Annotated in this window: 20 protein-coding genes and 2 pseudogenes; 11 read left to right on the top strand and 11 right to left on the bottom strand. The window is 41.7% G+C overall.

Features of this window, described 5'->3' with window-relative positions; translation table 11 throughout:
- Window positions 1–33: 33 nt before the first annotated feature.
- Window positions 34–1,992 (top strand): molecular chaperone DnaK, encoded by a 1,959-nt coding sequence (gene dnaK / locus VF06_RS02145; RefSeq protein ID WP_099068107.1) that lies wholly within the window; start codon window positions 34–36, stop codon window positions 1,990–1,992.
- A 297-nt stretch (window positions 1,993–2,289) separates the two neighbouring features.
- Here dnaK and VF06_RS38820 read toward each other — a convergent pair whose 3' ends face one another.
- Window positions 2,290–2,580 carry a hypothetical protein gene (locus VF06_RS38820; protein WP_143861700.1) on the bottom strand — a complete coding sequence of 97 codons (291 nt, stop codon included), beginning with the start codon at window positions 2,578–2,580 and terminating at the stop codon, window positions 2,290–2,292.
- A 145-nt stretch (window positions 2,581–2,725) separates the two neighbouring features.
- Here VF06_RS38820 and dnaJ point away from each other — a divergent pair, with 145 nt between their 5' ends.
- The 4 genes and pseudogenes from dnaJ to rsgA all read left to right on the top strand — a co-directional run.
- A complete protein-coding gene (dnaJ, locus tag VF06_RS02135; protein WP_099068109.1) occupies window positions 2,726–3,856 on the top strand; it encodes a molecular chaperone DnaJ in 1,131 nt (376 codons plus the stop codon).
- Window positions 3,856–4,113 carry a sulfurtransferase TusA family protein gene (locus VF06_RS02130; protein ID WP_099068110.1) on the top strand — a complete coding sequence of 86 codons (258 nt, stop codon included), beginning with the start codon at window positions 3,856–3,858 and terminating at the stop codon, window positions 4,111–4,113. The genes dnaJ and VF06_RS02130 overlap by 1 nt, the downstream gene beginning before the upstream one ends.
- Window positions 4,110–4,235, top strand: a pseudogene (locus VF06_RS43465) (ribosome small subunit-dependent GTPase); the annotation flags it as partial. The gene VF06_RS02130 and the pseudogene VF06_RS43465, both read left to right, overlap by 4 nt.
- Before the next feature lie 162 nt (window positions 4,236–4,397).
- Window positions 4,398–5,360 (top strand): annotated as a pseudogene (gene rsgA, locus VF06_RS02125) (small ribosomal subunit biogenesis GTPase RsgA); the annotation flags it as partial.
- 197 nt (window positions 5,361–5,557) lie between these two features.
- Here the strand turns inward: rsgA and VF06_RS02120 are convergent.
- Entirely contained in the window at window positions 5,558–6,115 is a 558-nt protein-coding gene (locus VF06_RS02120) for a PEP-CTERM sorting domain-containing protein (RefSeq protein WP_099068112.1), read from the bottom strand.
- A gap of 1,292 nt (window positions 6,116–7,407) precedes the next feature.
- Between VF06_RS02120 and VF06_RS02105 the strand changes: the two genes are divergently transcribed.
- Window positions 7,408–8,997 carry a glycoside hydrolase family 57 protein gene (locus VF06_RS02105; protein WP_099068114.1) on the top strand — a complete coding sequence of 530 codons (1,590 nt, stop codon included), beginning with the start codon at window positions 7,408–7,410 and terminating at the stop codon, window positions 8,995–8,997.
- Window positions 8,998–9,090: 93 nt separating this feature from the next.
- On the opposite strand, the gene VF06_RS02100 is transcribed toward VF06_RS02105, so the two are convergent.
- The 4 genes from VF06_RS02100 to petC all read right to left on the bottom strand — a co-directional run bounded on the left by VF06_RS02100 (window position 9,091) and on the right by petC (window position 12,309).
- Window positions 9,091–9,318 (bottom strand): photosystem II protein, Psb35-related, encoded by a 228-nt coding sequence (locus VF06_RS02100; protein ID WP_099068115.1) that lies wholly within the window; start codon window positions 9,316–9,318, stop codon window positions 9,091–9,093.
- A gap of 194 nt (window positions 9,319–9,512) precedes the next feature.
- Window positions 9,513–10,220 (bottom strand): Uma2 family endonuclease, encoded by a 708-nt coding sequence (locus VF06_RS02095; protein ID WP_099068116.1) that lies wholly within the window; start codon window positions 10,218–10,220, stop codon window positions 9,513–9,515.
- Between the two features lie 387 nt (window positions 10,221–10,607).
- Entirely contained in the window at window positions 10,608–11,609 is a 1,002-nt protein-coding gene (gene petA / locus VF06_RS02090; RefSeq protein WP_099068117.1) for a cytochrome f, read from the bottom strand.
- Between the two features lie 160 nt (window positions 11,610–11,769).
- On the bottom strand, window positions 11,770–12,309 hold the full coding sequence (gene petC / locus VF06_RS02085; RefSeq protein WP_099068118.1) for a cytochrome b6-f complex iron-sulfur subunit: 540 nt from the start codon (window positions 12,307–12,309) through the stop codon (window positions 11,770–11,772).
- Window positions 12,310–12,540: 231 nt separating this feature from the next.
- On the opposite strand from petC, the gene VF06_RS02080 reads away from it, so the two are divergent.
- On the top strand, window positions 12,541–12,849 hold the full coding sequence (locus VF06_RS02080; RefSeq protein WP_099068119.1) for a DUF3067 family protein: 309 nt from the start codon (window positions 12,541–12,543) through the stop codon (window positions 12,847–12,849).
- 76 nt (window positions 12,850–12,925) lie between these two features.
- Here VF06_RS02080 and VF06_RS02075 read toward each other — a convergent pair whose 3' ends face one another.
- Entirely contained in the window at window positions 12,926–13,261 is a 336-nt protein-coding gene (locus tag VF06_RS02075) for a tRNA-binding protein (protein WP_099068120.1), read from the bottom strand.
- Between the two features lie 129 nt (window positions 13,262–13,390).
- On the bottom strand, window positions 13,391–14,185 hold the full coding sequence (gene tatC / locus VF06_RS02070; RefSeq protein ID WP_099068121.1) for a twin-arginine translocase subunit TatC: 795 nt from the start codon (window positions 14,183–14,185) through the stop codon (window positions 13,391–13,393).
- A 585-nt stretch (window positions 14,186–14,770) separates the two neighbouring features.
- On the opposite strand from tatC, the gene VF06_RS02065 reads away from it, so the two are divergent.
- Together VF06_RS02065 and VF06_RS02060 are read left to right on the top strand one after the other, a co-directional pair.
- Window positions 14,771–14,998, top strand: coding sequence for a hypothetical protein (locus tag VF06_RS02065; RefSeq protein WP_099068122.1), 228 nt, complete (start codon window positions 14,771–14,773; stop codon window positions 14,996–14,998).
- A gap of 189 nt (window positions 14,999–15,187) precedes the next feature.
- Entirely contained in the window at window positions 15,188–16,048 is an 861-nt protein-coding gene (locus VF06_RS02060; protein WP_099068123.1) for an SDR family NAD(P)-dependent oxidoreductase, read from the top strand.
- Window positions 16,049–16,308: 260 nt separating this feature from the next.
- Here the strand turns inward: VF06_RS02060 and VF06_RS02055 are convergent, their stop codons facing one another.
- The gene (locus VF06_RS02055) at window positions 16,309–16,563 is read right to left on the bottom strand and encodes a CopG family antitoxin (protein ID WP_099068124.1); all 255 of its coding nucleotides are present in this window, start codon (window positions 16,561–16,563) and stop codon (window positions 16,309–16,311) included.
- Window positions 16,538–16,843, bottom strand: a complete 306-nt coding sequence (locus VF06_RS02050; RefSeq protein WP_099068125.1) for a BrnT family toxin — start codon at window positions 16,841–16,843, stop codon at window positions 16,538–16,540. The genes VF06_RS02055 and VF06_RS02050 overlap by 26 nt, the downstream gene beginning before the upstream one ends.
- 463 nt (window positions 16,844–17,306) lie before the next feature.
- On the opposite strand from VF06_RS02050, the gene VF06_RS02045 reads away from it, so the two are divergent.
- Complete coding sequence (locus tag VF06_RS02045; RefSeq protein ID WP_099068126.1) at window positions 17,307–18,638, top strand: P-loop NTPase fold protein; 1,332 nt, start codon at window positions 17,307–17,309, stop codon at window positions 18,636–18,638.
- Window positions 18,614–23,848 (top strand): WD40 domain-containing protein, encoded by a 5,235-nt coding sequence (locus VF06_RS02040; RefSeq protein ID WP_099068127.1) that lies wholly within the window; start codon window positions 18,614–18,616, stop codon window positions 23,846–23,848. Before VF06_RS02045 ends, VF06_RS02040 begins: the two co-directional genes overlap by 25 nt.
- A 136-nt stretch (window positions 23,849–23,984) precedes the next feature.
- Here VF06_RS02040 and VF06_RS02035 read toward each other — a convergent pair whose 3' ends face one another.
- Complete coding sequence (locus tag VF06_RS02035) at window positions 23,985–24,935, bottom strand: DUF4351 domain-containing protein (protein ID WP_099068128.1); 951 nt, start codon at window positions 24,933–24,935, stop codon at window positions 23,985–23,987.
- Between the last annotated feature and the right edge of the window lie 71 nt (window positions 24,936–25,006).

Genomic DNA, 25,006 nt, shown 5'->3' with positions numbered 1-25,006 from the left:
CAGCATAAAAACTCAGTAAAAATACTGGTAAATATGGGAAAAGTTATTGGGATCGACTTAGGCACTACTAACAGTTGCGTCGCAGTTTTGGAGGGCGGTCAACCACTTGTAATCTCCAATTCTGAAGGGGGACGAACTACTCCAAGTATTGTGGGATTTGGCAAGGGTGGCGATCGCTTGGTGGGTCAACTGGCAAAGCGCCAAGCGGTAACCAATGCCGAAAACACAATTTACAGTATTAAAAGATTCATCGGTCGGCGTTGGGAAGATACTGAAGTAGAACGCGATCGCGTACCATACAACTGTGTCAAAGGTCGAGACGATACCGTTGATGTGCAAATTCGCTCAAAAAATTTTACGCCACAAGAAATATCTGCCATGATCCTGCAAAAGCTGAAGCAGGATGCGGAAAACTTTTTAGGAGAAGCTGTCACTCAGGCAGTGATTACCGTACCAGCATATTTTACAGATGCCCAAAGACAGGCAACAAAAGATGCCGGTACTATTGCCGGATTAGAAGTATTACGAATCATTAATGAACCAACGGCTGCGGCTTTAGCTTTCGGATTAGATAAACAAGAGCAAGAACAGTTAATTTTAGTCTTCGACTTGGGAGGAGGAACCTTCGACGTGTCGATTCTGCAACTTGGGGATGGTGTTTTTGAAGTTAAGGCGACTTGTGGTAACAACCATTTGGGTGGAGATGACTTTGATAATGCGATCGTGCGTTGGATGATCGAACGCTTCCAGCAGCAGGAAAAAATCGACCTTTCCCAAGATAAGATGGCACTCCAACGTCTACGGGAAGCAGCAGAAAAGGCAAAGATTGAACTCTCTAGTATGGTCAATACCTCCATCAATTTGCCTTTTATCACCGCCGATGAAAGCGGCCCCAAGCATCTGGAGATGGAACTGAGTCGCTCTAAATTTGAAGAACTTTCAGGGCAATTAATCGAAGCCACCATCGAACCGATGATCCAAGCCCTTAAAGACGCAGCTCTCAAACCACAAAACATAGATCGGATTATTTTGGTGGGTGGTTCTACCCGCATTCCAGCAGTCCAAAATGCCTTAATCAAATTTTTCAATGGCAAAGCTCCCGATCGCTCCATCAATCCTGATGAAGCTGTAGCATTAGGAGCTGCTATCCAAGCAGGGGTTTTGGGTGGTGAAGTCGATAATCTCTTACTATTGGATGTCACCCCATTGTCTTTGGGGATTGAAACCTTGGGTGAAGTATTCACCAAAATCATTGAACGTAACACCACAATTCCTACTAGCAAGTCACAAATATTTTCCACAGCAGTTGATGGACAAACTTCTGTGGAAATTCACGTCCTCCAAGGCGAACGGGCAATGGCACGAGATAATAAAAGTCTCGGTAAATTTCTCTTAGCAGGAATTCCCCCATCACCCCGTGGTGTACCGCAAATTGAAGTATCCTTTGAAATTGATGTCAATGGAATTCTCAAGGTTGCAGCCCAAGACAAGGGCACAGGTAGAGAACAGAGTATCAGAATTACCAATACAGGTGGTTTAAGTAATAACGAAGTCGAACGGATGCGCCAAGAAGCAGAATTGTTTGCCGAAGAAGACAGAAGACGTAAAGAATTGGTTGAACTGAAAAACCAAGCAGATAACCTGTTGTTCAGTTACGAATCCACCATGAAGGATAACGGTAACTTCATCGGCGAACAGATGAAAACCTTGGCTAGTGAAAAAGTCACACAACTCCAAGCTGCAATGATTGACTCCAGCATTTCCACGGCGGAATTTCGGCAGCGCCTAGACGACTTTCAACAAACGTTGTTTGCCATTGGTGCCGATGTCTACAACCGAGCTAACAGCCAAACCGACGAAATTGACCAACCTTCAGCTAGTGTGTTTACCCCAGAAATAGACTCAGCCATGAACGGTACACTCATACCGCAATTCAACTTTGATTTTGATGAAGAAAGTACCGCACAAGCTGATTATGAAGCGATAGATTAAAGGTTGGGTATGGGGTATGGGGCAAACGGGGCATGGGGAAAGGGAAAGGGGTATGGTTCGACCCTTCGACAAAGCTCAGGACAGGCAAGCTCACCAACCGGGGAAAAGGCGAAAGAATTAAATTTATTCCTTTTCCCTTTAACCTTTAACCTTTTCCCCTGCTTCCCCTGCCTCCCCAATGCCCACTCCCTAATTTTGAGATTTTTCTTAAAACACTTTAATATATTTAAATATATTGATGCTAAATTTAGCGAAGTTTCACAAAACCCCAGCCGTTTGCTAAATTGTAGAAGCAAATCACTGTGGGCTAAACGGTGTGCTAGTTGAGATGCGATCCAAAGCATATGGGTGGTTTTCCACACCTGATGGTGCGGCTAGCCCCTCTGGTTGATGGGCGGGGTTTTCCTCTCCTACGTAGCACAATTGTAAAAGAGACAGCAAACTCGGCAGTGAGAAGTTTGAACAGGGATTTTCTCTGTTTACAACTGTTTCTGTAATTTTTGTCGTCTCCCACGAGGAAAGTACCTGTTGCTCAAGATTTGTCGGTGATTTTTGTAAAAGGTAAAGGGTAAAATCAATTATTAACAAAAATTAATTTTATCTTCTGCCCATTCTCCGGCAAGCCGCCCTCCTAAAGACGCTTTTTAGGCAAAACGCTTTTTTGTAGGGTAGCAAGTAACTGTAACGTTCTACTGCCTCCTGCTTTGTTCCTTCTAACTTTTACCTTTGCTATATGGCCCGCGACTATTATGAAATCCTGGGTGTCTCTCGTGACGCCGACAAAGAAGAAATCAAACAAGCTTACCGCCGTTTAGCCCGGAAGTATCACCCAGACGTGAACAAAGAAGCCGGGGCGGAAGAACGCTTTAAAGAAATTAACCGCGCTTATGAAGTACTTTCGGAACCAGAAACCCGCGCTCGTTACGATCGCTTTGGGCCGGAGGGTGTCTCAGGAGCCGGTGTAGGCTTCCAAGATATGGGCGATATGGGCGGCTTTGCCGATATCTTTGAAAGCATTTTTAGTGGGTTTGCTGGGGGTATGGGTGGCCCGACGCAACAACAAAGACGCCGCAGCGGCCCTGCGCGAGGTGATGACCTGCGGCTAGACCTAAAGTTAGATTTCCGGGAAGCAGTATTTGGCGGTGAAAAAGAAATCCGCATTTCCCATTTGGAAAATTGCGAAGTTTGTAACGGTTCTGGTGCAAAACCAGGAACTCGTCCGCGTACTTGTTCAACTTGTAGCGGATCGGGTCAAGTTCGTCGCGTTACCAGAACGCCCTTCGGTAGTTTCACTCAAGTATCCACTTGTCCCACTTGTAATGGAACAGGGATGGTAATTGAAGATAAATGTGATGCATGTGATGGCAAAGGCGCGAATCAAGTAACAAAGAAACTTAAAATCACCATTCCGGCTGGGGTGGATAATGGCACACGCTTGCGGATTTCCAATGAAGGAGATGCGGGTCAACGTGGCGGCCCTGCTGGAGATTTATACGTTTACTTGTTCGTCAATGAAGACGAAGAATTTCAACGAGATGGCATCAATATTCTCTCGGAAATTAAAGTTAGCTACTTGCAAGCAATCTTAGGTTGTCGGTTAGAGGTGGATACGGTAGACGGGCCAGTGGAACTAATCATTCCTGCGGGAACCCAGCCGAATACGGTGATGAAATTGGAAAATCGCGGCGTACCGAGATTAGGAAATCCAGTAAGTCGAGGCGATCATCTGTTGACAGTATTGATTGATATTCCCAACAAGGTGACACCAGAGGAAAGGGAATTGCTGGAGAAACTGGCTAAAATTAAAGGAGACCGTACTGGCAAAGGTGGTTTAGAAGGATTCTTGGGAAATCTGTTTAAGTAATGAAATCCTCTTCTATTTCAACTCCTGATGCTCAACTTGATTTACGCGGCACCCCGTGTCCAATTAATTTCGTGCGGACAAAACTACGTTTAGAGAAAATGCCATTAGGGGGCTTGCTAGAAGTATGGCTAGACCCAGGAGAACCAATTGAGCAGGTTCCCGATAGTTTGACAATGGCAGGTTATCAGGTAGAAAAAATTACAGATTGCAGTAGTTATTTTTCCCTGTTAGTGCGTCGTCCAGTTAATAACCAATGATTGCGGAAACTTCTGCTGCAACTGGACAGTTATTGGGTACTGTGCTAGCTGTGCAGGCTAATTTTTATCGCGTACAGCTGGATGTGACAGAGACGGAGACGCGGAGACACGGAGACACGGAGACGCGGAGACACGGAGACACGGAGACGCGGAGACACGGAGACGCGGAGACACGGAGACACGGAGACACGGAGACACGGAGATACGGAGAAAAGTCTGAAATTGAGATTGCTTCGATGGCAACTTCCGCAAATACAGATAATTCTGTCCCCGCGTCTGTCCATCTCCCCCTCCTCCTCTGTACTCGCAGAACGCGGCTGAAAAAAATCGGACAACAAGTGATGGTGGGCGATCGCGTTGTTGTGGAGGAGCCAGATTGGACTGGAGGACGGGGAGCAATTGCTGAGGTTTTACCCCGTGAAAGTGAATTAGATCGTCCAGCCATTGCCAATGTCAACCAAATTTTATTAGTATTTGCTGTTGCCGATCCGCCTTTGGAACCTTATCAATTGAGTCGGTTTTTGATTAAGGCTGAGTCTACTGGCTTGGATGTGCTTTTGTGCTTGAATAAAAGCGATTTAATTTCACAACAAGAACAACAGCAAATTAGCGATCGCCTGCTCAGTTGGGGATATCAACCGTTATTTATCAGCGTCCAAAATGGCATCAATATAGACCAAGCAGCCAGCTATCTCAGAAATAAAATTACTGTAATTGCTGGGCCTTCCGGTGTGGGCAAATCTAGCCTGATTAATTGGCTAATTCCCGACGCTAACCTGCGAGTGGGGGAGGTTTCTGGCAAATTAGCTCGTGGTCGTCATACTACCCGCCATGTAGAATTATTTGAATTGCCCTGTGGTGGTTTATTAGCAGATACTCCGGGTTTTAATCAGCCGGACATGGATTGTAGCCCAGAAGAATTAGTACATTATTTCCCAGAAGCAAGAAAACGCTTAGCAGTTGCTAGCTGTCGATTTAGCGATTGTCTGCACCGAGATGAGCCTGAGTGTGCAGTGCGGGGAGACTGGGAACGATACGAACATTATTTGGAATTTTTGGATGCAGCGATCGCTCTTCAAACACAACTTCAGCAACAAGCCGGCCCTGAATCAACTCTCAAGTTAAAAACTAAAGGTAAAGGCCAGAGTCAATACGAACCGAAACTGGAAACTAAAAAATATCGCCGTGTTTCTCGAAAGACTCAGTTACAGAACTTGCAACAGCTGTATCAAGAAAGCGAAGAATAGAAAAAGAAGCCGTCAAAGTAATTCGTAATTCAAGCCCCCACCTTTAGGTATGAAGTATTTTTGCCATAAATATAAACAAATATAGACAAAAATTGGCAAACTCTACTAAAAACCCCCATTCCCTACAAGGGAATGGGGGCTGGGGGGTTAGGTTTCTAAGATTTTGATGTTAGCAATAATACTTTTTAAACATCCTCTTAAGCTTGTTTTTTATTCTTAGCAACCAAGGCTCCCAAGGATAAACCTAATAAACCTAAGATGCTAGCTGGTTCAGGAACAGGGGTAACATCTGCCTGTGCTATCCCCTGATAAGTTCCAAAGCCAGCTCCTGAAAAATAAAGCGATCCGAAACCGGGTTGGAAACTTAAACTACTAGCATTTACAAAATCGATAGACCCTCCGAAGGGGCCACCACCTGAACCACCGAAGTTGATGAAACGATCGCTACCATTAGTTCCGATTCTTGCAAGAATATTAGCCAGTGGCGTTGCAAGAGCCGTGTTGGTAAAGCTATTTCCATTAACATTAAAGGAAAAGTTAAAGTTTGGTAAAGACGTAAGTGCAAATGTTCCATCTCCAGGGTCTCCGTCAAAGCTAAACGTTCCTGTTCCTACGAAGGGAGAAGTTACAGTGGCATTAGGCGTATTATCAAATTTAAAATCAAAGGTTAGTGCTTGTGATTTGAGAGGTGAAACGGCGATCGCAGTTACGGCTACTATGCTTGATGTTAAGACAGTAAAGATGTTTTTGCTCATTTTGGCCTGGTGTAGTCCACTATGTCAGATGTACTGAAAATGATGTTAACATCATGTATATATTTAAACGATAAATTTACTTTGTAATTTCAATGAATTCCGATAGTACTTATGTATAATAATTATACGTATTTTCCGAATCAAGAAAACAGAGCAAGTTCATACTTGAGAAGTCCAGCAATCAAGTTGCAATGTAATCCAAAACTTTTTCTGCAGTTACGATATTGTGATTTCAGGATGCGAAAAATCTTCAGTTGGCGATAAATGTCTCCACCAAAAATACTTATTTAAAATGTATTCTTTTTATGCTTTCTCTATTCGCGCAAGAGGTCTAATTTTTATATCTAAAAGTAGCGTCTTATGCCATTTCTGCTTTAATACTGGTATAATTATTGAGCTAATATATGTGTAATTCTAAGCACAATAATATTGAATTGCAAATTGGCAATTACAGCAGTTACAAGTTTATCGTCGAGAAACTGCCCAGTTAAAACTGATAGCAACTTTGTTGACTGATGACGAAATTACATCAACACTTTTGCCGGGTTTTAGCGTTCGAGTTCAACGCTTTTTTGTATAATTCTGGCGTAGGCGTAGCCCGCCTTAGGCATCGCTCCTGAAATTCAACCTCACCAAACAAAGTAAAAGTAAAATTTTTCTGGAGGCAGATACTAACGGCATCTGGTTAAAAAAGAATTACTAAACTCCAAAGGCAAAAAGTTTACAAAAGGACTGTAAGTGAGAAACCCGATTTTTCCGCTGCAACAAGTCAACCCACAACCGGAGTAGGAATGCCCAGGAGTTCAAATATTGGTACAAAGCTTTTAAGGGACTTCCAGTTTAAAAAACATTCCATCCCTGCGGGACGCTCCGCGAACGTAGGGGCTTTACAAAGAAAGGCAGAAGTTCGTTCGCGCAGCGTGTCGAAGACAGGGCAGAAGGCACTTATGTTAGGAGTAACAATTAAAACTTTAGTTCTGGGTCTAGAGCCACGTTCAGACAAATAATTATACCGAGACTGCTTGCAGCAAGGTATAAAACGTCCTTGTTACAATCCCACTCTTTTAAGGGTGGGTAGCATAGCTGCCTTCTGCCTTCTGCCTTCTGCCTTCTGAAAGCTGTGCGCCCCTACAAATATACAAATAATTTGGGATAATTTATTTTTTGGAAGTCCCTAAATTAATTGAAAACTCATATAAACCTAACTCGCAATCCCCATAAAGTCTTAAAATATTGTTAATTTCTGGCAAACCCCTCCACCTTCAACTTACAAGTACCACCCCAAAATCATTATGGCTATTGGCTATGTCGCGCTTGTTCTTCATGCACATCTGCCCTTCGTTCGTCACCCAGAAAGTGACTATGTGTTGGAGGAAGAATGGCTCTATGAAGCCATCACAGAAACTTACATCCCATTATTAAAAGTATTTGAAGGCTTAAAGCGAGACGGTATCGACTTTAAAATCACGATGAGTATGACACCGCCTCTAGTGTCGATGCTTCGTGACCCTCTGCTGCAAGAACGCTATGACGCCCACTTAGCACAACTAGAAGAACTTATAGAGATGGAGGCCGAGCGTAACGTCCATAATGGACATATTCGCTACTTGGCCGAACATTACGCCACTGAGTTTAACGAAGCGCGTCAAATATGGGAACGCTACAACGGTGACTTGGTGACGGCTTTTAAGCAGTTCCAAGATAGTAATAACCTGGAAATTATCACTTGCGGCGCTACCCACGGCTATTTGCCTTTAATGAAAATGTATCCGCAAGCAGTGTGGGCACAAATTCAGGTAGCTTGCGAACATTATCAGGAAACCTTTGGACAAGCACCGAGAGGTATTTGGTTACCTGAATGCGCTTACTACGAAGGTGTAGAGCGGATGCTGGCAGACGCTGGTATACGTTACTTCCTGACCGATGGACATGGTATTCTTTACGCCAGACCCCGTCCCCGCTTTGGTACTTACGCTCCAATTTTTACAGAAACAGGCGTTGCTGCGTTTGGGCGAGATCATGAATCTTCTCAACAAGTATGGTCTTCTGAAGTCGGCTATCCTGGGGCGGCGGAATATCGAGAATTTTACAAAGATTTGGGCTGGGAAGCAGAATATGAGTACATTAAGCCCTACATTATGCCCAATGGTCAACGAAAAAATACGGGCATTAAATATCACAAAATTACTGGACGTGGTTTAGGGCTGTCAGATAAAGCACTCTATGACCCTTATTGGGCAAGGGAAAAGGCAGCGGAACATGCCGCTAATTTTATGTATAACCGAGAGCGGCAATCTGAACATCTCTATGGTATAATGCAACGCCCGCCGATTATCGTTTCGCCTTACGACGCCGAGTTGTTTGGACATTGGTGGTATGAAGGCCCTTGGTTCATTGATTTTCTATTCCGTAAGTCATGGTATGACCAAGGAACCTATGCAATGACCCACTTGGCAGATTATCTGCGATCGCATCCAGTACAGCAAGTATGTCGTCCTTCGCAGTCAAGTTGGGGTTTTAAAGGTTTCCACGAGTATTGGTTGAACGAAACAAACGCCTGGATTTATCCGCATTTGCACAAAGCTGCGGAGCGAATGATAGAAATATCGCACGTGGAGCCAGAGGATGAATTGCAGTGGCGAGCATTAAATCAAGCAGCACGAGAATTGCTGTTAGCACAATCTTCTGACTGGGCTTTCATTATGCGGACAGGAACTATGGTACCTTATGCAGTCAGACGCACGCGATCGCACTTGATGAGGTTTAATAAACTCTACGAAGACGTAAAAGCTGGCAAAATTGACAGTGGTTGGCTCGAAAAAGTCGAAGTAATGGATAACATCTTCCCTAAAATCAACTATCGCGTTTATCGTCCGTTGTAGTAGTAGGGTAATTAATTAAGCAAGAGTAGGGTGGGTGTTATTTATTTACCCACCCTAATTTTTTATGCACATTCTATTAAGCTGCCTTTGTTGCTATTGGGGCAGGTTGCGGCTGGTATAAGCATCTATGGCATAAGCAGGAATACGCTTTGTGTAGTCTACATCTAAGCCAGTGAGGGATTTAGCCAACTTTTCAAAAGACTCAGAACGCCAGTTACGCTCGTGGATAGGCTTGCTTTGTTCTCCCAAGAAATAAGCCAGAGAGCCTAAAACTGAAGCAGCTACCCAACCCACAACCGCTAATGCAATTACTATAGTCATTGTTAAACCTCTTTTTAAGTTTTGTAAATTTATGTAAATAAATATAGCTTTATCAAAATAAAACTTGCAATCTATCTATGGGTGTGTATGCCGATAAACTAAGTACGGTATTCCACACTGAACAGTTATGAGTGGTGAGTATTGACTCAAACAATAAGACGGGAGTAACAGCAAACTATTATGAAACTATTATTTTAGAGGCTATCTGGGTCAATATTTAATTCTCGGAGTTTAGCAGCTAATCTTTGCGCCTTTTGCTCCGTTTGCTGTTGAGCCTCTTGTGCGGCTTGTCGTGCAACTGCTTCCTCTTCATGAGTTAGGAGTGTTTGACCCGTAGCTGGATTGTAAAAACGCAGTTTTCCTCTCTCCAAGCGCAACTCTAGCCCCAAAACTTGACTGGGTAAGGACACTGTACCATCTGGTAGGGTATTTGTTGTCACTAGGAAATAATTACCTTCGACCAAATGTAAACCTTGGAGTTGGGGATTAAGATAATCGCCTGTAGGATCATACTGAAAATATTCACGCACCCCTAGAAAGGCGTAGATTCCTTTCTTTGCACCTTGGTCTTTGCTACGGGTGGTTTTTGAGGTAATCTCTAGAACGAAATCTGGAGTTTTATTATTTTCTTCCCAGGTTTTGTAAGAACGTCGGTCATATTTTTCTACTCCAAACACCACAAATACATCTGGTGCGACAACTGATTCTGGATTACCTTTTTCGTAATAGATAAATAAATTACCAGCGACGTATACATTTGGGTGATTTTGAAAATAAATATCTAGCACAGTGGTAGCGTATACGAGACACTTGCGCTGTAAATCACCTTCAGCCATTGGCTTACCGTCCTCATCTGGATATTCAATTGGTGTAACAGGGATATACTCAACTGAGGCTGTCATGGTCGGATACCTAAACTCAACTAGGGCTAGATTCAATAATATCTCTTAAAATCTAGTTGCCATGATTAAGAGGCTGTGAAATCACCACAAATTCCATATTATCTGGAGATTAATTGAGTATTTGATGAGGAATATTATGCAGAATTTCTTGTAGTTGGAAACATTTTTCCACTATTAGTGCCAAAAATTGAAAGATCCATTAGTCCGATAATCTGATCTCTTGCTTTTGGGTAAATTAGTCGAGTAACTTCAAGGAAACATACATCTGTAAACTGAACAATTACTATAGAAACGATATCTGGCTTTAGATAGTTTCTGTACTGTGTAAATAAAGTTAAAAAAGACAGGCAAGATGCCTGTCTTACAATGAATGATTTAGCAAAGAATTTAGAAATTCATCTCAGCAGCTTGGACTTTTTCAACCTGCTTCTTCTTCAGCACTAGCATCACTTGAGCCAGCATTACAAGAGCGATGAATGCAATTAATCCTTTGACTCTGCCGGCGTCTTGCAGTACGATTTCTGCATCTCTTTGACCGAATCCACCGACGTTGGGGTTATTGGTCAAAGCATCACCAGCCTTAACTGCTTGTCCTTCGGAAACAATCAATTCGGGGCCTGCGGGAACTGTATCAACAACAACATCACCAGACTCAGGTTGGATGTTCAGCAGATATTTAACGTTACCGTCTTCATCTTCTTCTTTGGCAATTTTGGTAATTGTGCCAGTAGCGGAAGCATTGTAAACGTTATTGTTGCTCTTTTCGCCAGTGGGATAAACTTGTCCGCGTCCGCGATTACCACCTACGTGAACTGAATATTTACCGAAGTGGATGTTTTTGTCGGTTGCGGGGTTGGGAGAAAGAACTGGGAAGACGATTTCTTGGTACTGTTCGCCAGGTAACGGGCCGACGATGACAATATTTTCTTTGTCTTCGCTGTAGGGTTGGAAGTAAGTATCGCCGATTTCTTCTTTAAGCTCTTCGGAAATGCGGTCTTCGGGAGCAATCTTAAAGCCTTCGGGTAACATCAGCACAGCACCGACGTTTAAGCCAGTTTTAGAACCATCAGCACCAACTTGCTGAACGCTGGTGTCGTAGGGAATCTTCACTACAGCTTTGAACACAGTGTCAGGTAGCACCGATTGGGGAACTTCCACTTCTGTCGGCTTGGCTGCTAGGTGACAGTTCGCACAAACAATCCGCCCGGTTGGTTCGCGGGGGGTTTCAGGATAGGTTTGCTGTGCCCAAAATGGATAGGCAGCAGCAGATTGGGGAAGGGCGAGATCGCAACTGAAGTAAAATGTCACAGTGGCGATCGCTATGAGCAATGTTTTAACAATTGCTCTAGCACTGCGAGTTAACCTCGCTGTTACAGAAGCATTTCTCATCTCTATAAGGACAATGATTGAAGTTAGTCATTAGTCATTGGGCATTGGGCATTGGGCATTGGGCATTGGGCATTGGGCATTGGGCATGGAGCATTAGTTATTCCCCCATCTCCCTATCTCCTCATCTCCCCATCTCCCTCATCCCTTACTCAACAGTTAATTAAGCCCACCAAGGTGCATCGCCAGTACGGAAGTCTGTTTCAGTCCAAGGACTTAAAACAATTTTGTCGTCTGTTGTGCTGGCGTGGGCTAAAGCTAAAGATAGTGGTGCTGGGCCGCGAACAACTTTACCAGTTGAATCATATTGAGAACCGTGGCAAGGACACTTAAATTTGTTCTCAGCAACGTTCCAAGGAACAACACAACCCAAGTGGGTGCAGATAGCATTAATGCCGTAATCTTTGATGGCTTCTTTGTTTTCTACCACAATATAGGTGGGATCACCCTTGAGTCCTTGAACTAAAGTGCGATCGCCTGGGTTACGGTTTTCGAGAAACTTGGCGAGACTAACATCATTGCCCAACTCATCTTTTGCTGTGGTTCCGCCACCAGCACCACCGCTAGCTGGTGGAATAAAGTAATTGACAAAGGGATACAATGCACCCAGAGCTACTCCAGTGACAGTCCCAAAAGTGAGCAGATTCATGAACTGACGACGCCCCATATCTGGCACGTCTGCTGATTCCGAAAATTGAGCCATAATCTACGCGCTCTTTGTGTATTTTGTTAAGCATTTTGACAGGAGTACTTGTACTTGAGTAACTCTTGTCTGAAGTCGAAATGCTAACGCTTACGACGATGCCATACTTCTCTGTTCCAAGATTATGTTTAGCATCTTTTCTGTTAGCATTACATTTCTTTATATCCTTATCATACTGGAGTTACGGAACTTAACATCATAACTAAATGTAAAATCTGATTGAGAAAAGCTATGACAGGACAGGAATTACGTCAACTGTTGATTGAGAAGTGGGGATACTCTTACGACGTGCAATTTCGGCGGGCACAGGGGAAGATATTTTTGCAAGTGATGTGGAAATATTTGGAGCAAGCTTCTTTTCCCTTAACTGAGACTGAATACCAAGAGCATCTTGATAGTATTGCTAGTTATCTTCATGCTCTTGGCGGAGTAGCACAAGTGCAAACATTTATCACCCAAACACGCGATCGCCCCCGACTCGGTAAAGCTGTTAGTATTCCCCTTGATTTAGGCGAACGAGCTTCTGAATGGATATTATGAGTTATTACTTAATTAAAAAATATAAAGCCGACCAACTTCCAGATAATTTTCCAGATCGAGCAGAATTTCAACTATGCTAAAGAATTCTTTTGCCCAGAGTTACATCTCTATCTGGCTGAATTAACACAACCTCACCATCATCTAGAACCACTCCTAACACTAAAACTTCTGAGATGAAATTTGCAATTTGACGCGGTGGAAAGTTAGTTATAGCTAATATTAATTTGTCAATTAATTCACTTGCTTTGTAAAGTTTTGTAATTTGGGCACTAGATTTTTTCATGCCCAAGTCGCCAAAATCTATCCACAATTTATAAGCTGGTTTTTTAGCTTGAGGAAACTCTTCAACTTTGATGATTTTGCCTACATGAATTTCGATTTTTTCAAAATCTTCAAAGTTAATTTGTGCCATTTAATTTTAGATTTTTGTACGGCGAGTAGATATAGATTAACTAAATTTTAGACGTTTTGAAATCTTGAATTTTCATCCAAAATCCAAAATTTAAAATCTAAAATTCTATGAATTTAAATTTAAATATCGCTATTTTCCTGTGAGCTTCACTAAGCCAATACCACCAAAATAAAGTCCCAGAACTGCACCAGCTAAAAGACTTTGGGTGAGGGGGTCGGTGGAAGGTGTGAGAACTGCTCCTAAAACCACTGCTCCCATAATCACGTAACGCCAACCAGAAACCATCTTTTGAGACGAGACAATATTCAAGTTACCGAGTAATAGTTGAATGATGGGAATCTGAAAAGCTAAACCAGTGCTGAATAAAAGTAGCAGCACAAATTCAAAATATTTGTCAATAGACCAAAGTTGTTCAACGACATCTGCCCCGTAGCTGATGAAAAATTTCAAAGCTGCGGGAATTAAAAGTAAATAAGCAAATACTAAACCTGCTGCAAATAAAACACTCGACCCTAAAACCACAGGCCCCAATAAGCGGCGTTCCCGGCGAGTCAGTCCCGGAAGCACAAACTGGATAATTTGGTAAAGAATGAAAGGACTAGAAAGCACCAAGCCAGTGTAAGCTGCGACTTTCAGGGAGACAAAGAAATATTCTCCAGGTGCAAGTTGCAGAAATTTGACTCCTTGTGCTGGAACTTCAAGTAGTTGGACAATGGGCTTAACAGCAAAGAAACAACCGACAATTGCTATAGCTACAGCAATTAACGAATAAAAAATTCGCTGTCGCAACTCTTCTAGGTGGTCGAAAAGTGACATTTCGACTTCACCCGGCAACTCATCTAAAGGATCTGTTTGGGAGTTGCCATCTGTTTCTGAGTTGATATCAGTAGCGGTTACAGTATCTACGTCTTGTGAGGGCGTCATGAGTTCAGTTAGTGGGCAACATTGATAATTTTATTGGGCATTGGGCATTGGGCATTGGGCATGGGGCATGAGGAAGATGAGGGGAGCAGGGTAGAATAATAACTCACCAGTCATCAGTCATCAGTCACCAGTCAACACTCAACAGTCAACTCCCTACTCAGCATTGTTAACTATTTTATCCGGCGATCGCAGCCACCAAGATCTGTTTTTCAGGGCTGCGAGTTTTTTGTCCTGTTTTTTGGGGTTCCATGTGCATAAGTTAGTAGGAAGCCATCTTGTAGGCAATACCTCAATACGGTTCGGTTAAAGGGGAAAGGGGAAAGGGGAAAGGTTTCAAATACATCCTTTACCCCTTACTGTTTTCCCAGACTACAAGGGAAGTTCATACTGCTTATCCAAACCGTATTGGGCAATGCCTAACCTAAAATAGGGTGGAACCGATAATTTGTAAATCACGTCTCTGCGGCTAGTAGGACTGAGTAACTCAACACAACATCAATATACAATGCTCAGTTTTTCAACTCCGGTTCATCAAGGTGGCATCTAAGTTTAGCGTAATCATCAGAAATTTTTAGCTGAGGTTGTATGAACCGGACAATTTGCATTGGTCTTATGGCATTGCCTATTTATTTATCCAATGCTGAGCTAAGCAATGTTTATAGTAATGTGTCAATTGTCAAAAACCAGCTTCCTACCATAGCTGCTGTGATGGTTTACAGCATGAATACCCCTTTTGATATGTTGCCTTGGCAAATATCAGCTAGAGACGATCAAACTGAAGATTGTCTTCGCTCTGGTATATGCAAAGATTGAGAAGTCGCTCAACTTAATTAAACGTAAAATGTCATTGACGAGGTGAATGCAGTGAAGCGTAGCAATCGCCAAGACTCTATTTTACGTATTTCAATGTTGACTTACTTACTAAAGTGTTATGCATTTGAGTTATAGATTCAGGGAACTCGAAAAAATAAAAGTTACAGCAGTTTCATAATTAAAAAACTAATGGTTGCAGAAAGTTATCAAGGTACAGTCCTGATTACAGGAGCCTCAACAGGAATTGGTCAGGCCTGTGCTTTGCTTTTAGACAAATTAGGATTCACTGTTTTTGCTGGTGTGCGTCAAGATATTGATGCTCAAGCGCTACAAGAAAAAGCTTCACCAAGACTAATTCCAGTTTTTTTAGATGTTACTGATGCTGATTCCATTGCTTCTGTAGCACAGAAGGTAACAAATACAGTGGGTGATGCTGGAATTTTAGGTTTAGTAAATAATGCCGGAATTGCTGTCCCCGGCCCCTTAGAATTATTACCCATCGCAGAATTTCAACATCAGATGAATGTAAATGTCACTGGACAATTAGCAGTGACACAAGCATTTCTTGGTTTATTACGCCAAGGTAGCGGTCGAATTGTGAATATGGGTTCCATTGCTGGGAGAAGTCCTACTCCATTTTTGGGTGCTTATAATGCTTCCAAGTTTGCTTTGGAAGCACTCACAGATGTCATGCGTATGGAATTAAAACCGTGGGGAATTTCAGTTTCAATTATTGAACCTGGTTCCATCGCTACGCCTATTTGGAATAAATCCCTAACTCAAGCTGACATCGGACAAAACAGTTTACCAGAATCGGCACTCAATCTTTACGGTCGAGCGATGAATATTGTACGCCACAAAATGCAGATGATTGCATCTAGAGGAATTTCTGCGGATATTGTTGCTCAAGCTGTTGTCCACGCGCTAACTGCAAAACAACCAAAGACGCGATATCTCATTGGACAAGATGCCAAAATCCAAGCTGTTTTGAAACATATTTTGCCCGATCGCCTCTACGATCGCCTAATCTTATATTCAATGGGTTTGTAGTTCGATCTGATTGGGTCTAATGAATTTGTTACATTATTTGTTGTCTTTGAGAGAGGAGCGATAGCTTTACAATGTTCGCTCCTCATTTTTATGCCATTACAAAACACGATAGGTTTATATAGTTGTCCGATTTTATTAATGAACTGATATGTATAGGCAAGACGCAATAGGCAATAGGCAAAAGGGTTATAAAAGAGTAAAGTGTACGAAATTTTGTTCAAAAATCAAATAGGATTCCTATAAATCCACCTTGTTAATCTCTAGTATTCAGCACCTAAAGACCGTTCTATTGCTCGTCTAATGTAACGTTGATAAGGTATCCCTTCTTTCTTGGAAACAGTTTTTACTGCCTCTAACATTTGCTCAGACATTCTTACATTGACAGATTTATCTTTAGGCTTGAATTCAAAGGTTACTGGCTTAAAATTTTCAGGATGAAGATAATCTGACAAATCTTCTTCTAATAGAAACTCTATCTCTTCATCAGTTTTAAGTCTTGGGAAATCTTTGTCCATATCTCTGTACCTCTTTATCTCGCATATATCTGGCACTGATTGGTCTAATGAGTATTTGATCTTGTTTATTGCGGAATGTAAAAGCTACAAAAATATACTTTTCTCGGCTTGAAATCCCTATAGCAAGATATCTGTCCTCATTTTCAGAGTGTTGTATATCTGGAGCAATGAGAATATCCGGCTGTTGAAACAGATACTCAATTTCTTCTTTAGAAACACGATTCCAGCATTTGGCAGAGTTCCCTTCATCCCAATCAAAGCCATTTACTTCTTCAAGCATATCTTAAAAAATTACATTTGTATATACAAATGCTTATACAAAAATATCATATTACTATAGCGATCCTATTTCAGTGGTGAATAATATTCGGTGTTAATTGTCAACGGTTAACAGTCAACAACACTAACACATAATATTTCACAAATTATTTGGAATTGATATATATATTCAATAACACTACAAAATTGTACTTAACAGTACCTTTTTTTGTGTCGGATATTTTTAATATTCATAAGAGTACCTTATTTTATATTTTTGGTTTGCCCAATTTATACTTATAGTATTTGTACTTAATTAAAATTCAACTTTAGCATTGCGATGTGCTATACAAAACGTATATATGAAAAATCAACTGGAATATTGCTAACTTAGTTAGTAATTTAAGTGAGATTTACTGAAATTAACAGAGCAATTCCGGATCGGAAATTTTGTCATCCCCATTTTTGAATTAACTCTATTAGTTATGCTCCTAGATTTAGAAAGATTTTATCAGGCTTGCAATCCAAGTAGACCTCTAATGATAGGAGATGCAAGCGATCGCCGATATTATATCGATTTTGCAGCAGTGCGGGGTGGCAAAATCATTGAAGCTTTGCAGCGTACCATCACTCGCATATCCCCAGATTCACCAACTTGTCAGCTATTTACGGGACATCTCGGCTGTGGAAAATCAACGGAATTGTTGCGCCTAAAAGCCGAGTTAGAAGTACAGCAGTTTCATGTGGTTTATTTTGAGTCTACCCACGTCTTAGAAATGGCGGATGTGGATGTGACTGATGTTTTATTGGCCATCGCCGGTCAGGTGAGTGAAAGTCTGGAGGCGATGAAAATTAAACTCAAGCCTAGATACTTTAGCAAATTGTTTGGCGAAATTGTCGATTTTTTGCAAACACCAATTGAACTGGGAGTTGAAGCCGAGTTATCTGTGGGGATTGGCAAAATTACTGCTAAAACCAAAGAAAGTCCGCAATTGCGGCGGCGGTTAAGGGATTATTTGGAACCGCGAACGGCTAATATTTTACAGTCAATTAATCAAGAACTATTAGAACGTGCCAATAAAGAACTTAAAACTCAGGGTAAAAGAGGACTAGTAGTAATTGTTGATAATTTGGATAGAGTAGCAATTCGACCTTTACCATCGGGGCGATCGCTACCAGAATACTTGTTTATTCAACGGGGCGAACAGTTACGCAAACTAAATTGTCATGTAGTCTATACTATTCCCCTAGCTTTGACTTTCTCCAACGATAGCGCCGAACTTCAACATCGTTTAGGCGGAGGAGTCGCGCCAAAAGTTTTACCGATGATACCTGTGCGTTTGCGCTCTGGAGAAATTTTTCCCCAAGGACTAGCATTGATGCGACAAATGGTGCTAGCAAGGGCTTTCCCAGACATTTTACCCAGCGATCGGTTAGGCTTAATTACAGAAGTGTTTGATAATTTAGAAACCTTAGATCGGTTGTGTTTGATTAGTGGCGGTCATGTACGCGACTTGTTGGGGTTGTTGTTTGATTGTTTGCGGGAACAAGATCCACCATTCGAGCAAGAATGTGTCGAATTGGTAATTCAAAGACAGCGAGATTACCGAGCCAATGCCATTGACCCCCATGAATGGGAACTCATCTTTCAGGTGGTGCAACAACAGAGGGTTAGAGGCGATATTGAATATCACACTTTATTGCGGAGTTTATTTGTATTTGAATACCGCGATCGCGAAGGGGCTTGGTTTGCAGTCAACCCGGTTTTAGCAGAAACGCAAAAATTTAAATCATGGTTGAACGACACCCACAAGTAGATATCAGAGCAAATAACGAGCGGGCATTGAGGAGTTTAGGGAGAGCGATCGCACTTTCTCACGGTCAATTTTCCCTAGTTTTAGTATGCTGCAATTATCGGGTTTTGCAAGAAGAGATGTTGCAACGACTCGAAGAATTATCTTCAGGATTATACCACATTCAAAAAGTAGTTTTACCACACAACGCCAGAAGTCTTTACACAACTATTCATTTACAATTAGTTACCGACAAGCAACCGCCCTCAGCCTTGATGATTTTGGGTTTAGAGTTAATAGAGGGATTGGATGATTTCTTAAGGTCTATTAATCATATTCGTGATGAATTTCGCAAGCGTCATCCATTTCCGATAATTGTTTGGATGAATGATGAAGTTTTACAAAAAGTAGTACGTTTAGCGCCAGATTTTGCCAGTTGGGCGGCGACACCGATTAGATTTGAAATGACAACTAATTCGTTGCGGGAATTTCTGCAACAAGAAACTGATTCTTTATTTGCCAGAGTTTTACCGAAGAATAGCGTACAACTGCAAACATCTAAATTTGCAGAAAATTATTCTACTCTGGGGCAAATTTGGAAACATAATTATGAATTACATTTTGCCATCCAAGAATTACAAAATCGTGGCGTCACCTTAGAATCGGAATTGTACGCCAGTTTAGAATTTGTTTTTGGCTTAGATAATTATGTTAGCGATCGCATCAATCCGGCGTTAAATCATTTTCAGAAAAGTTTACAAATTTGGCAAAGATTGGGAGAGAGGAGGGATGAAGAGGACGCGGTGACGGAAAGACGCGGGGACGCGGTGAGAGGAGATGAAGAGGACGCGGTGACGGAAAGACGCGGGGACGCGGTGAATGAGAATGTCCCCGTGTCCCCGCGTCCCCGTGTCCCCGTGTCCTCTTCCCCTGTGTTTTCTTCACGAGAAGAAAGAGTATTTTCTTCCCCATCCCCCCCATCTCCCCCCTCTCCCCTAGTTATCAGACAGGGAGTTTTGCTGTTTTATCTGGGGTTATGTAGTTGTCGTTTAGCTGAGCAAAATCAAGTGGAAAGCCGCCGTCATTGGTTAGCGGCAAAATCTTATTTTCAGCAATGTTTGAATATTTTAGAAATAGTTGGGTGTCTAAATATAGTTGCTGAATTTATTGGTCAACTGGCTGAAGTTTTGCAAAATCTCCAAGACTGGGAACAATTACAAATTGTGGCTCAAAGGTCTTTGGAGTTGCATCAAATTTATGGCAATCAAATTCAACTTGCTTGTGATTATGGCTTTCTGGCACAAGTGGCTGTACAGCAATCACGTTGGGTACAGGCGAGTATTTTAGCGCATGTATCGCTGCTAAAATTAGCTGAGGCGCAAAAACAAAATGACCCTTATGACTGTTTATTTCCTTTACTATTGGCGCAAATTTATTATTTAATATTGGCTAAAGCCCAGCGCAATTTAGGCGAGGAAGAAGTCGCCCGTGCATATTTAGAAAAAGCTACAAAAGAACTACCAGAAGCGTTAGAATACAGCGCTCATCAATATGATGCCCATCGTTATATTCGCTTGTTGCGGACATTGCGATCGCTTTATTTTGCAGAAGGCCGATATCTAGAAGCTTATTATATTCGTCAAAAACGCCGTTCTGTGGAACAACAGTATGGTTTTCGAGCTTTTATTGGTGCGGGACGTTTGCAACCCCAAAGACAAGCAACAAACCCGGCATTAATGTCACCTGCGGGGAGTAGCAGTGTTGCTTTAGAAATTGCAGCTTCTGGTCGAGAACGAGATATTAATAATTTAATTGGTAGAATTGGCCGTGCTGACCAAAAGTTAACAGTAATTCACGGTCAGTCCGGAGTAGGTAAAAGTTCTACGGTCACGGCGGGTTTAGTTCCAGCATTGCAAAATCGAGCTATTGGCGATCAAATTGCTGTACCTGTGGTGCTGCAAGTTTATACAGATTGGGTTAAGGAATTAGGCAAATCTTTAACTGAGGCTATGTCTCAGATTAAAGTAGAAGCGGTCATTGAACCTAAAGTTTTGCCGGAATTTATTGCGCCTAGCATCGTCAATATTTTACAACAATTAGAAAAAAATGCCGAGAATCATTTAATCACAGTTTTAATTTTTGACCAGTTTGAAGAATTTTTCTTTGGATATAGCGATCGCCATCAAAAGCAAGCATTTGATAAATTTATTAGCGATTGTCTCCAGATACCTTTTGTCAAGGTGATTCTTTCTTTAAGAGAAGATTATTTACATCGTTTATTAGACTTTAAGCATCTTGCTGCTTTGGAAGCAATTAATCACAATATTCTAGATAAACATATCCGCTATCAGTTAAATAATTTCTCCCCAGAATATGCCAAAGTAATTATCCAAAAATTAACGGAGCGTTCTCAGTTAAACCTAGAGCCAGCTTTAATTGATGTCCTGATTGCAGATTTATCCACAGAATTTGGAGAAGTCCGCCCCATTGAATTGCAAGTCGTGGGGGCGCAAATTCAAGATGAACGAATTACCACCTTGGAACAATATCAGCCTCATAGACCAAACAAATTAATCGAACGATATATTAAAGAATTAATTAAAGACTGCGGCCCGGAAAATGAACGAGCAGCTTTATTGATTTTATACTTATTAACCGATGAAAGCAATAATCGACCTTTTAAAACTCGCGCTGAATTAGCCGCACAACTCACAGAGTTAGAAGATGCTAGCAAATTAGAGTTAATTTTAGATATTTTAGTTCGTTCTGGCTTAGTGGTTCTCTTTCCTGACGTACCAGAACGCTATCAACTAATTCATGATTATTTAGTAGATTTAATTCGCTACTTGCAACAACAAGAATCAAGCTTACAAGTCCAACTAAACCAACTACGCCAAAAAGTAGAACAAAGTCAAGCGGAAATTGAGCGACTCAAAAGCGAATTGAGCCAAAAAAGACAGCCAACCAAATTAATAGATACTCATCCCCAACAGGGATTGGGTTTATTAACAGAATTGCGGGAGTTACAAAAGCGCGAAGAATTAAGTCAGCTAGAAATCGAACGATTGCGCGCTGAACTCAAAGAAAAAGAATTAACCGCTAAACTCGCAGAAAGCCAAGAAAAACGAAGACTCAGCGAAGCGAAATTAAATCGTTCTCTGAAAATTGCCTTGACTGCTTCTGTGTTGGCGATATTTGGTTTGAGTGTTTCTATCGTTACAGCAATAGATAGCGAAATTAAAACTTTGAGTGTATCTAGCGAAGCTTTATTTGCTTCCCAAAAAGGTATTGATGCTTTAAAAGAAGCTTTAAAAGCCGGGAAAAAATTACAACAAACAATTTGGGTAGATTCCAATACCAGAGAGCAAGTACTAACGGCTCTTTATCAAGCGGTTTCGGGGGTAAGAGAATATAATCGTTTCGACGGGCATATATCTGGGGTAAATAGTGTTATATTTAGCCGCCAACGGAATTTAATTGCCTCAGCCAGTGCAGACACTACAATTAAACTCTGGCGTCTTGATGGTAGCTTGGTCAAAACTTTGTCAGGACATGAAGATGTAGTCAATAGCATCAGTTTCAGTCCCGACGCTCAAATTATTGCTTCCGCCAGCCAAGATAAAACAGTAAAACTCTGGAACCAGGACGGTAAACTACTAACCACTCTCTTGGGACATCAAGCTGTGGTGAATAGTGTAAATTTTAGTCCTGATGGTCAACTTATCGCTTCCGCCAGTACAGACAAAACGATAAAACTTTGGACTCAGGATGGTAAATTTCTCAAAACCTTAAACGGACACAGCAGTGCAGTTTTAAGCGTCGCTTGGTCGCCTGATGGACAAACCATTGCTTCCGGGAGTGCTGACAATACTATCAAGCTTTGGAGTCGAGACGGTGAATTACTAAAAACCCTTCCAGGTCATAACGATGCAGTCTTGAGTGTTGCTTGGTCGCCCAATGGTCAAACAATAGCTTCCGCTAGTTTAGACCAGACCATCAAATTATGGAACTTAGAAGGTAAACTCCTGAGGACTTTATCAGGACACAGTGCAGGAGTTACCAGCGTTAGTTTCAGCCCCGATGGTAACACCATCGCTTCCGCAAGTACCGACGAAACCCTGAAACTTTGGAGTTCTCAAGGTGTATTGCTCGGTACCCTCAGGGGACATAATAATTGGGTGAATAGCGTTAGTTTTAGCCCAGATGGTGGCACCCTGGCTTCTGCAAGTCGCGACAAAACCATTAAACTCTGGCGTTGGGACGATGTGCTAGTGCGAAAACCCAAAACTGATAACAATGATTGGGTGACTAGTATCAGTTTTAGCCCTGGAGGGCGCACTTTAGCCGCAGCCAGTCGAGACAAAACTGTAAAATTGTTCAATCGAGAAGGTAAATTATTCCGTACTTTCACTGGGCATCAAAGTCAAGTTTGGGGCGTTAGTTTTAGTCCTGATGGGAAAATAATCGCCTCAGCGAGTAAAGATAAAACAGTAAAGTTGTGGAGTCGGGGCGGTCAATTGCTGCATAGTTTACAAGGTCATAATAATACAGTCTTGGCTGTAGCTTGGTCGCCTGATGGTCAAGTAATTGCCTCAGCGAGTAAAGATAAAACAGTAAAGCTTTGGAACCGTAACGGTATACTGCTTAACACCTTGCAAGGACATCAAGATGCAGTTAACTGGGTCAGTTTTAGTCCCGATGGTAAATTCCTAGCTTCAGCCAGTGATGATAAAACAGTGAAACTATGGAGTCAAGAGGGCGAATTAATACAAACATTGACTGGCCATAGCCGCCGGGTAAATGGGGTAGCTTGGTCACCTGATAGCCAAATTCTCGCCTCCGTTAGTATTGATAGCACAGTGAAAATTTGGAATCGAGACGGTGAGTTGCTAAGTAATCTCAGTGGGGATGGTGATAGTTTTATCAGTGTTAGCTTTAGTCCAGATGGAAAGACTTTAGCAGCTTCCAGCGATGACAAAGTGAGAATTTGGAAGCGTGATGGCACATTGTTGATTGCTTTAAAAGGTTATAAAGACGAGTTAACCAGCATCAGTTTCAGTCCTGATGGTAGGACTTTAGCTGTGGGAAGTGCCAGTGGTACAGTGATTTTCCAGGATTTAGCAGATATCGAACTCAATAAATTGCTGGCACGGGGTTGCGACTTGCTGCATGATTATTTGCAGACTAACCAAAAAGTAATGAAAAGCGAACGCAATTTGTGTTCTGGTAGGTAATTATTAACATCCCAATTACAACAAGAACAGCAAAAATGCGAATAAATCCTGACGAAGTTTAATATCTAAAATATTATGCCTGAGTTAAGCGATCGCACTTCATCGACTCAAACGCTAACTTTAAAAAATGCGAGAACTAATTTTCAGTTTCATTGAGATGTGCTTGTAGCCAATTGAGCAAATCATCAATTGTTGTAAAATCTAACAAAGCTTCCCCAAGTGCTTCTAAATTTTGGAGTGAAAGAGACTGTACTTGCTTTTTCACCTCTTCGGGTAACTCTCCTACCCGTCTTTGTAGTAGCCGTAAAACGAGTTCCTGCTGTCCGCGTTCGTAGCCAATGCGCTCACCTGTGGTAATGTAACTCATAGTACGCTCCTGTTCAAATTGCTTAAATTCTTCCCAAAACTCTGTTTCCAAGGCTTTTGGTAAAATCATAACCCAATCCACGAAGCGATAGAGGTTACGAATATCTTTTTCTGGCAAACCTAATTCATACAATCGACGAATTAAGCTAAATTTCCATGCTTTGCGTTCTCCTAGCTTTTTAGTAGTTTCTTGTGTTTTCAAATGTGCCATTACAACCGTTGCAAAAGGATTATTACTCTTTTCTAATTCTCCCCAACGGCTTTGGTAATCGAGAAGTTTAACAGTTCCAAACTGGAAATTCAAGCTGGTATCTGGATAATTAAAACCGTATTGATTTGGTCGCCATGTCACATCTGTATCGCATAAAATCGCTAAACTAATGGCAGGTTTGCCAAATTTATCAAAAATTCGCAGATTGTAGGAAAACATTCTTTGTGCAAATGTTTCTTCTGATTTTGCTTGAATTTCAACATGAATTAATAACCAAATTTCTTCTCCAGATATTTGCCAAACTTTGACCAATTTATCTGCGTATCTTCTGCCAATTTCTGCATTGCGGTCTATTTGTTGGAATTCTTTATCTAGGAATTCGTGGGGACGTTGCCAATCAATTAATGCAGCAGTCTGAGGAAAGAAGAATTCCATTGCTTGGGGAAAGTAAGCTTCTAAGATTTCTTTCCACGGTGAATCATTATCGATCCTTTCGCGTTCCGAGGCCATGAATTGGTAGATGGTAGTGATGTTTTAATTATCAAGCTTACCATCATTACTGCGGCGGGGCATATCGTGTT

The sequence above is a fragment of the Nostoc linckia z4 genome (assembly GCF_002608075.1).
In the GTDB taxonomy this organism is placed as follows: domain Bacteria; phylum Cyanobacteriota; class Cyanobacteriia; order Cyanobacteriales; family Nostocaceae; genus Nostoc; species Nostoc linckia.
The sequence above is the reverse complement of the archived record's forward strand: the minus strand, read 5'-3'. Positions and strand labels throughout refer to the sequence as shown.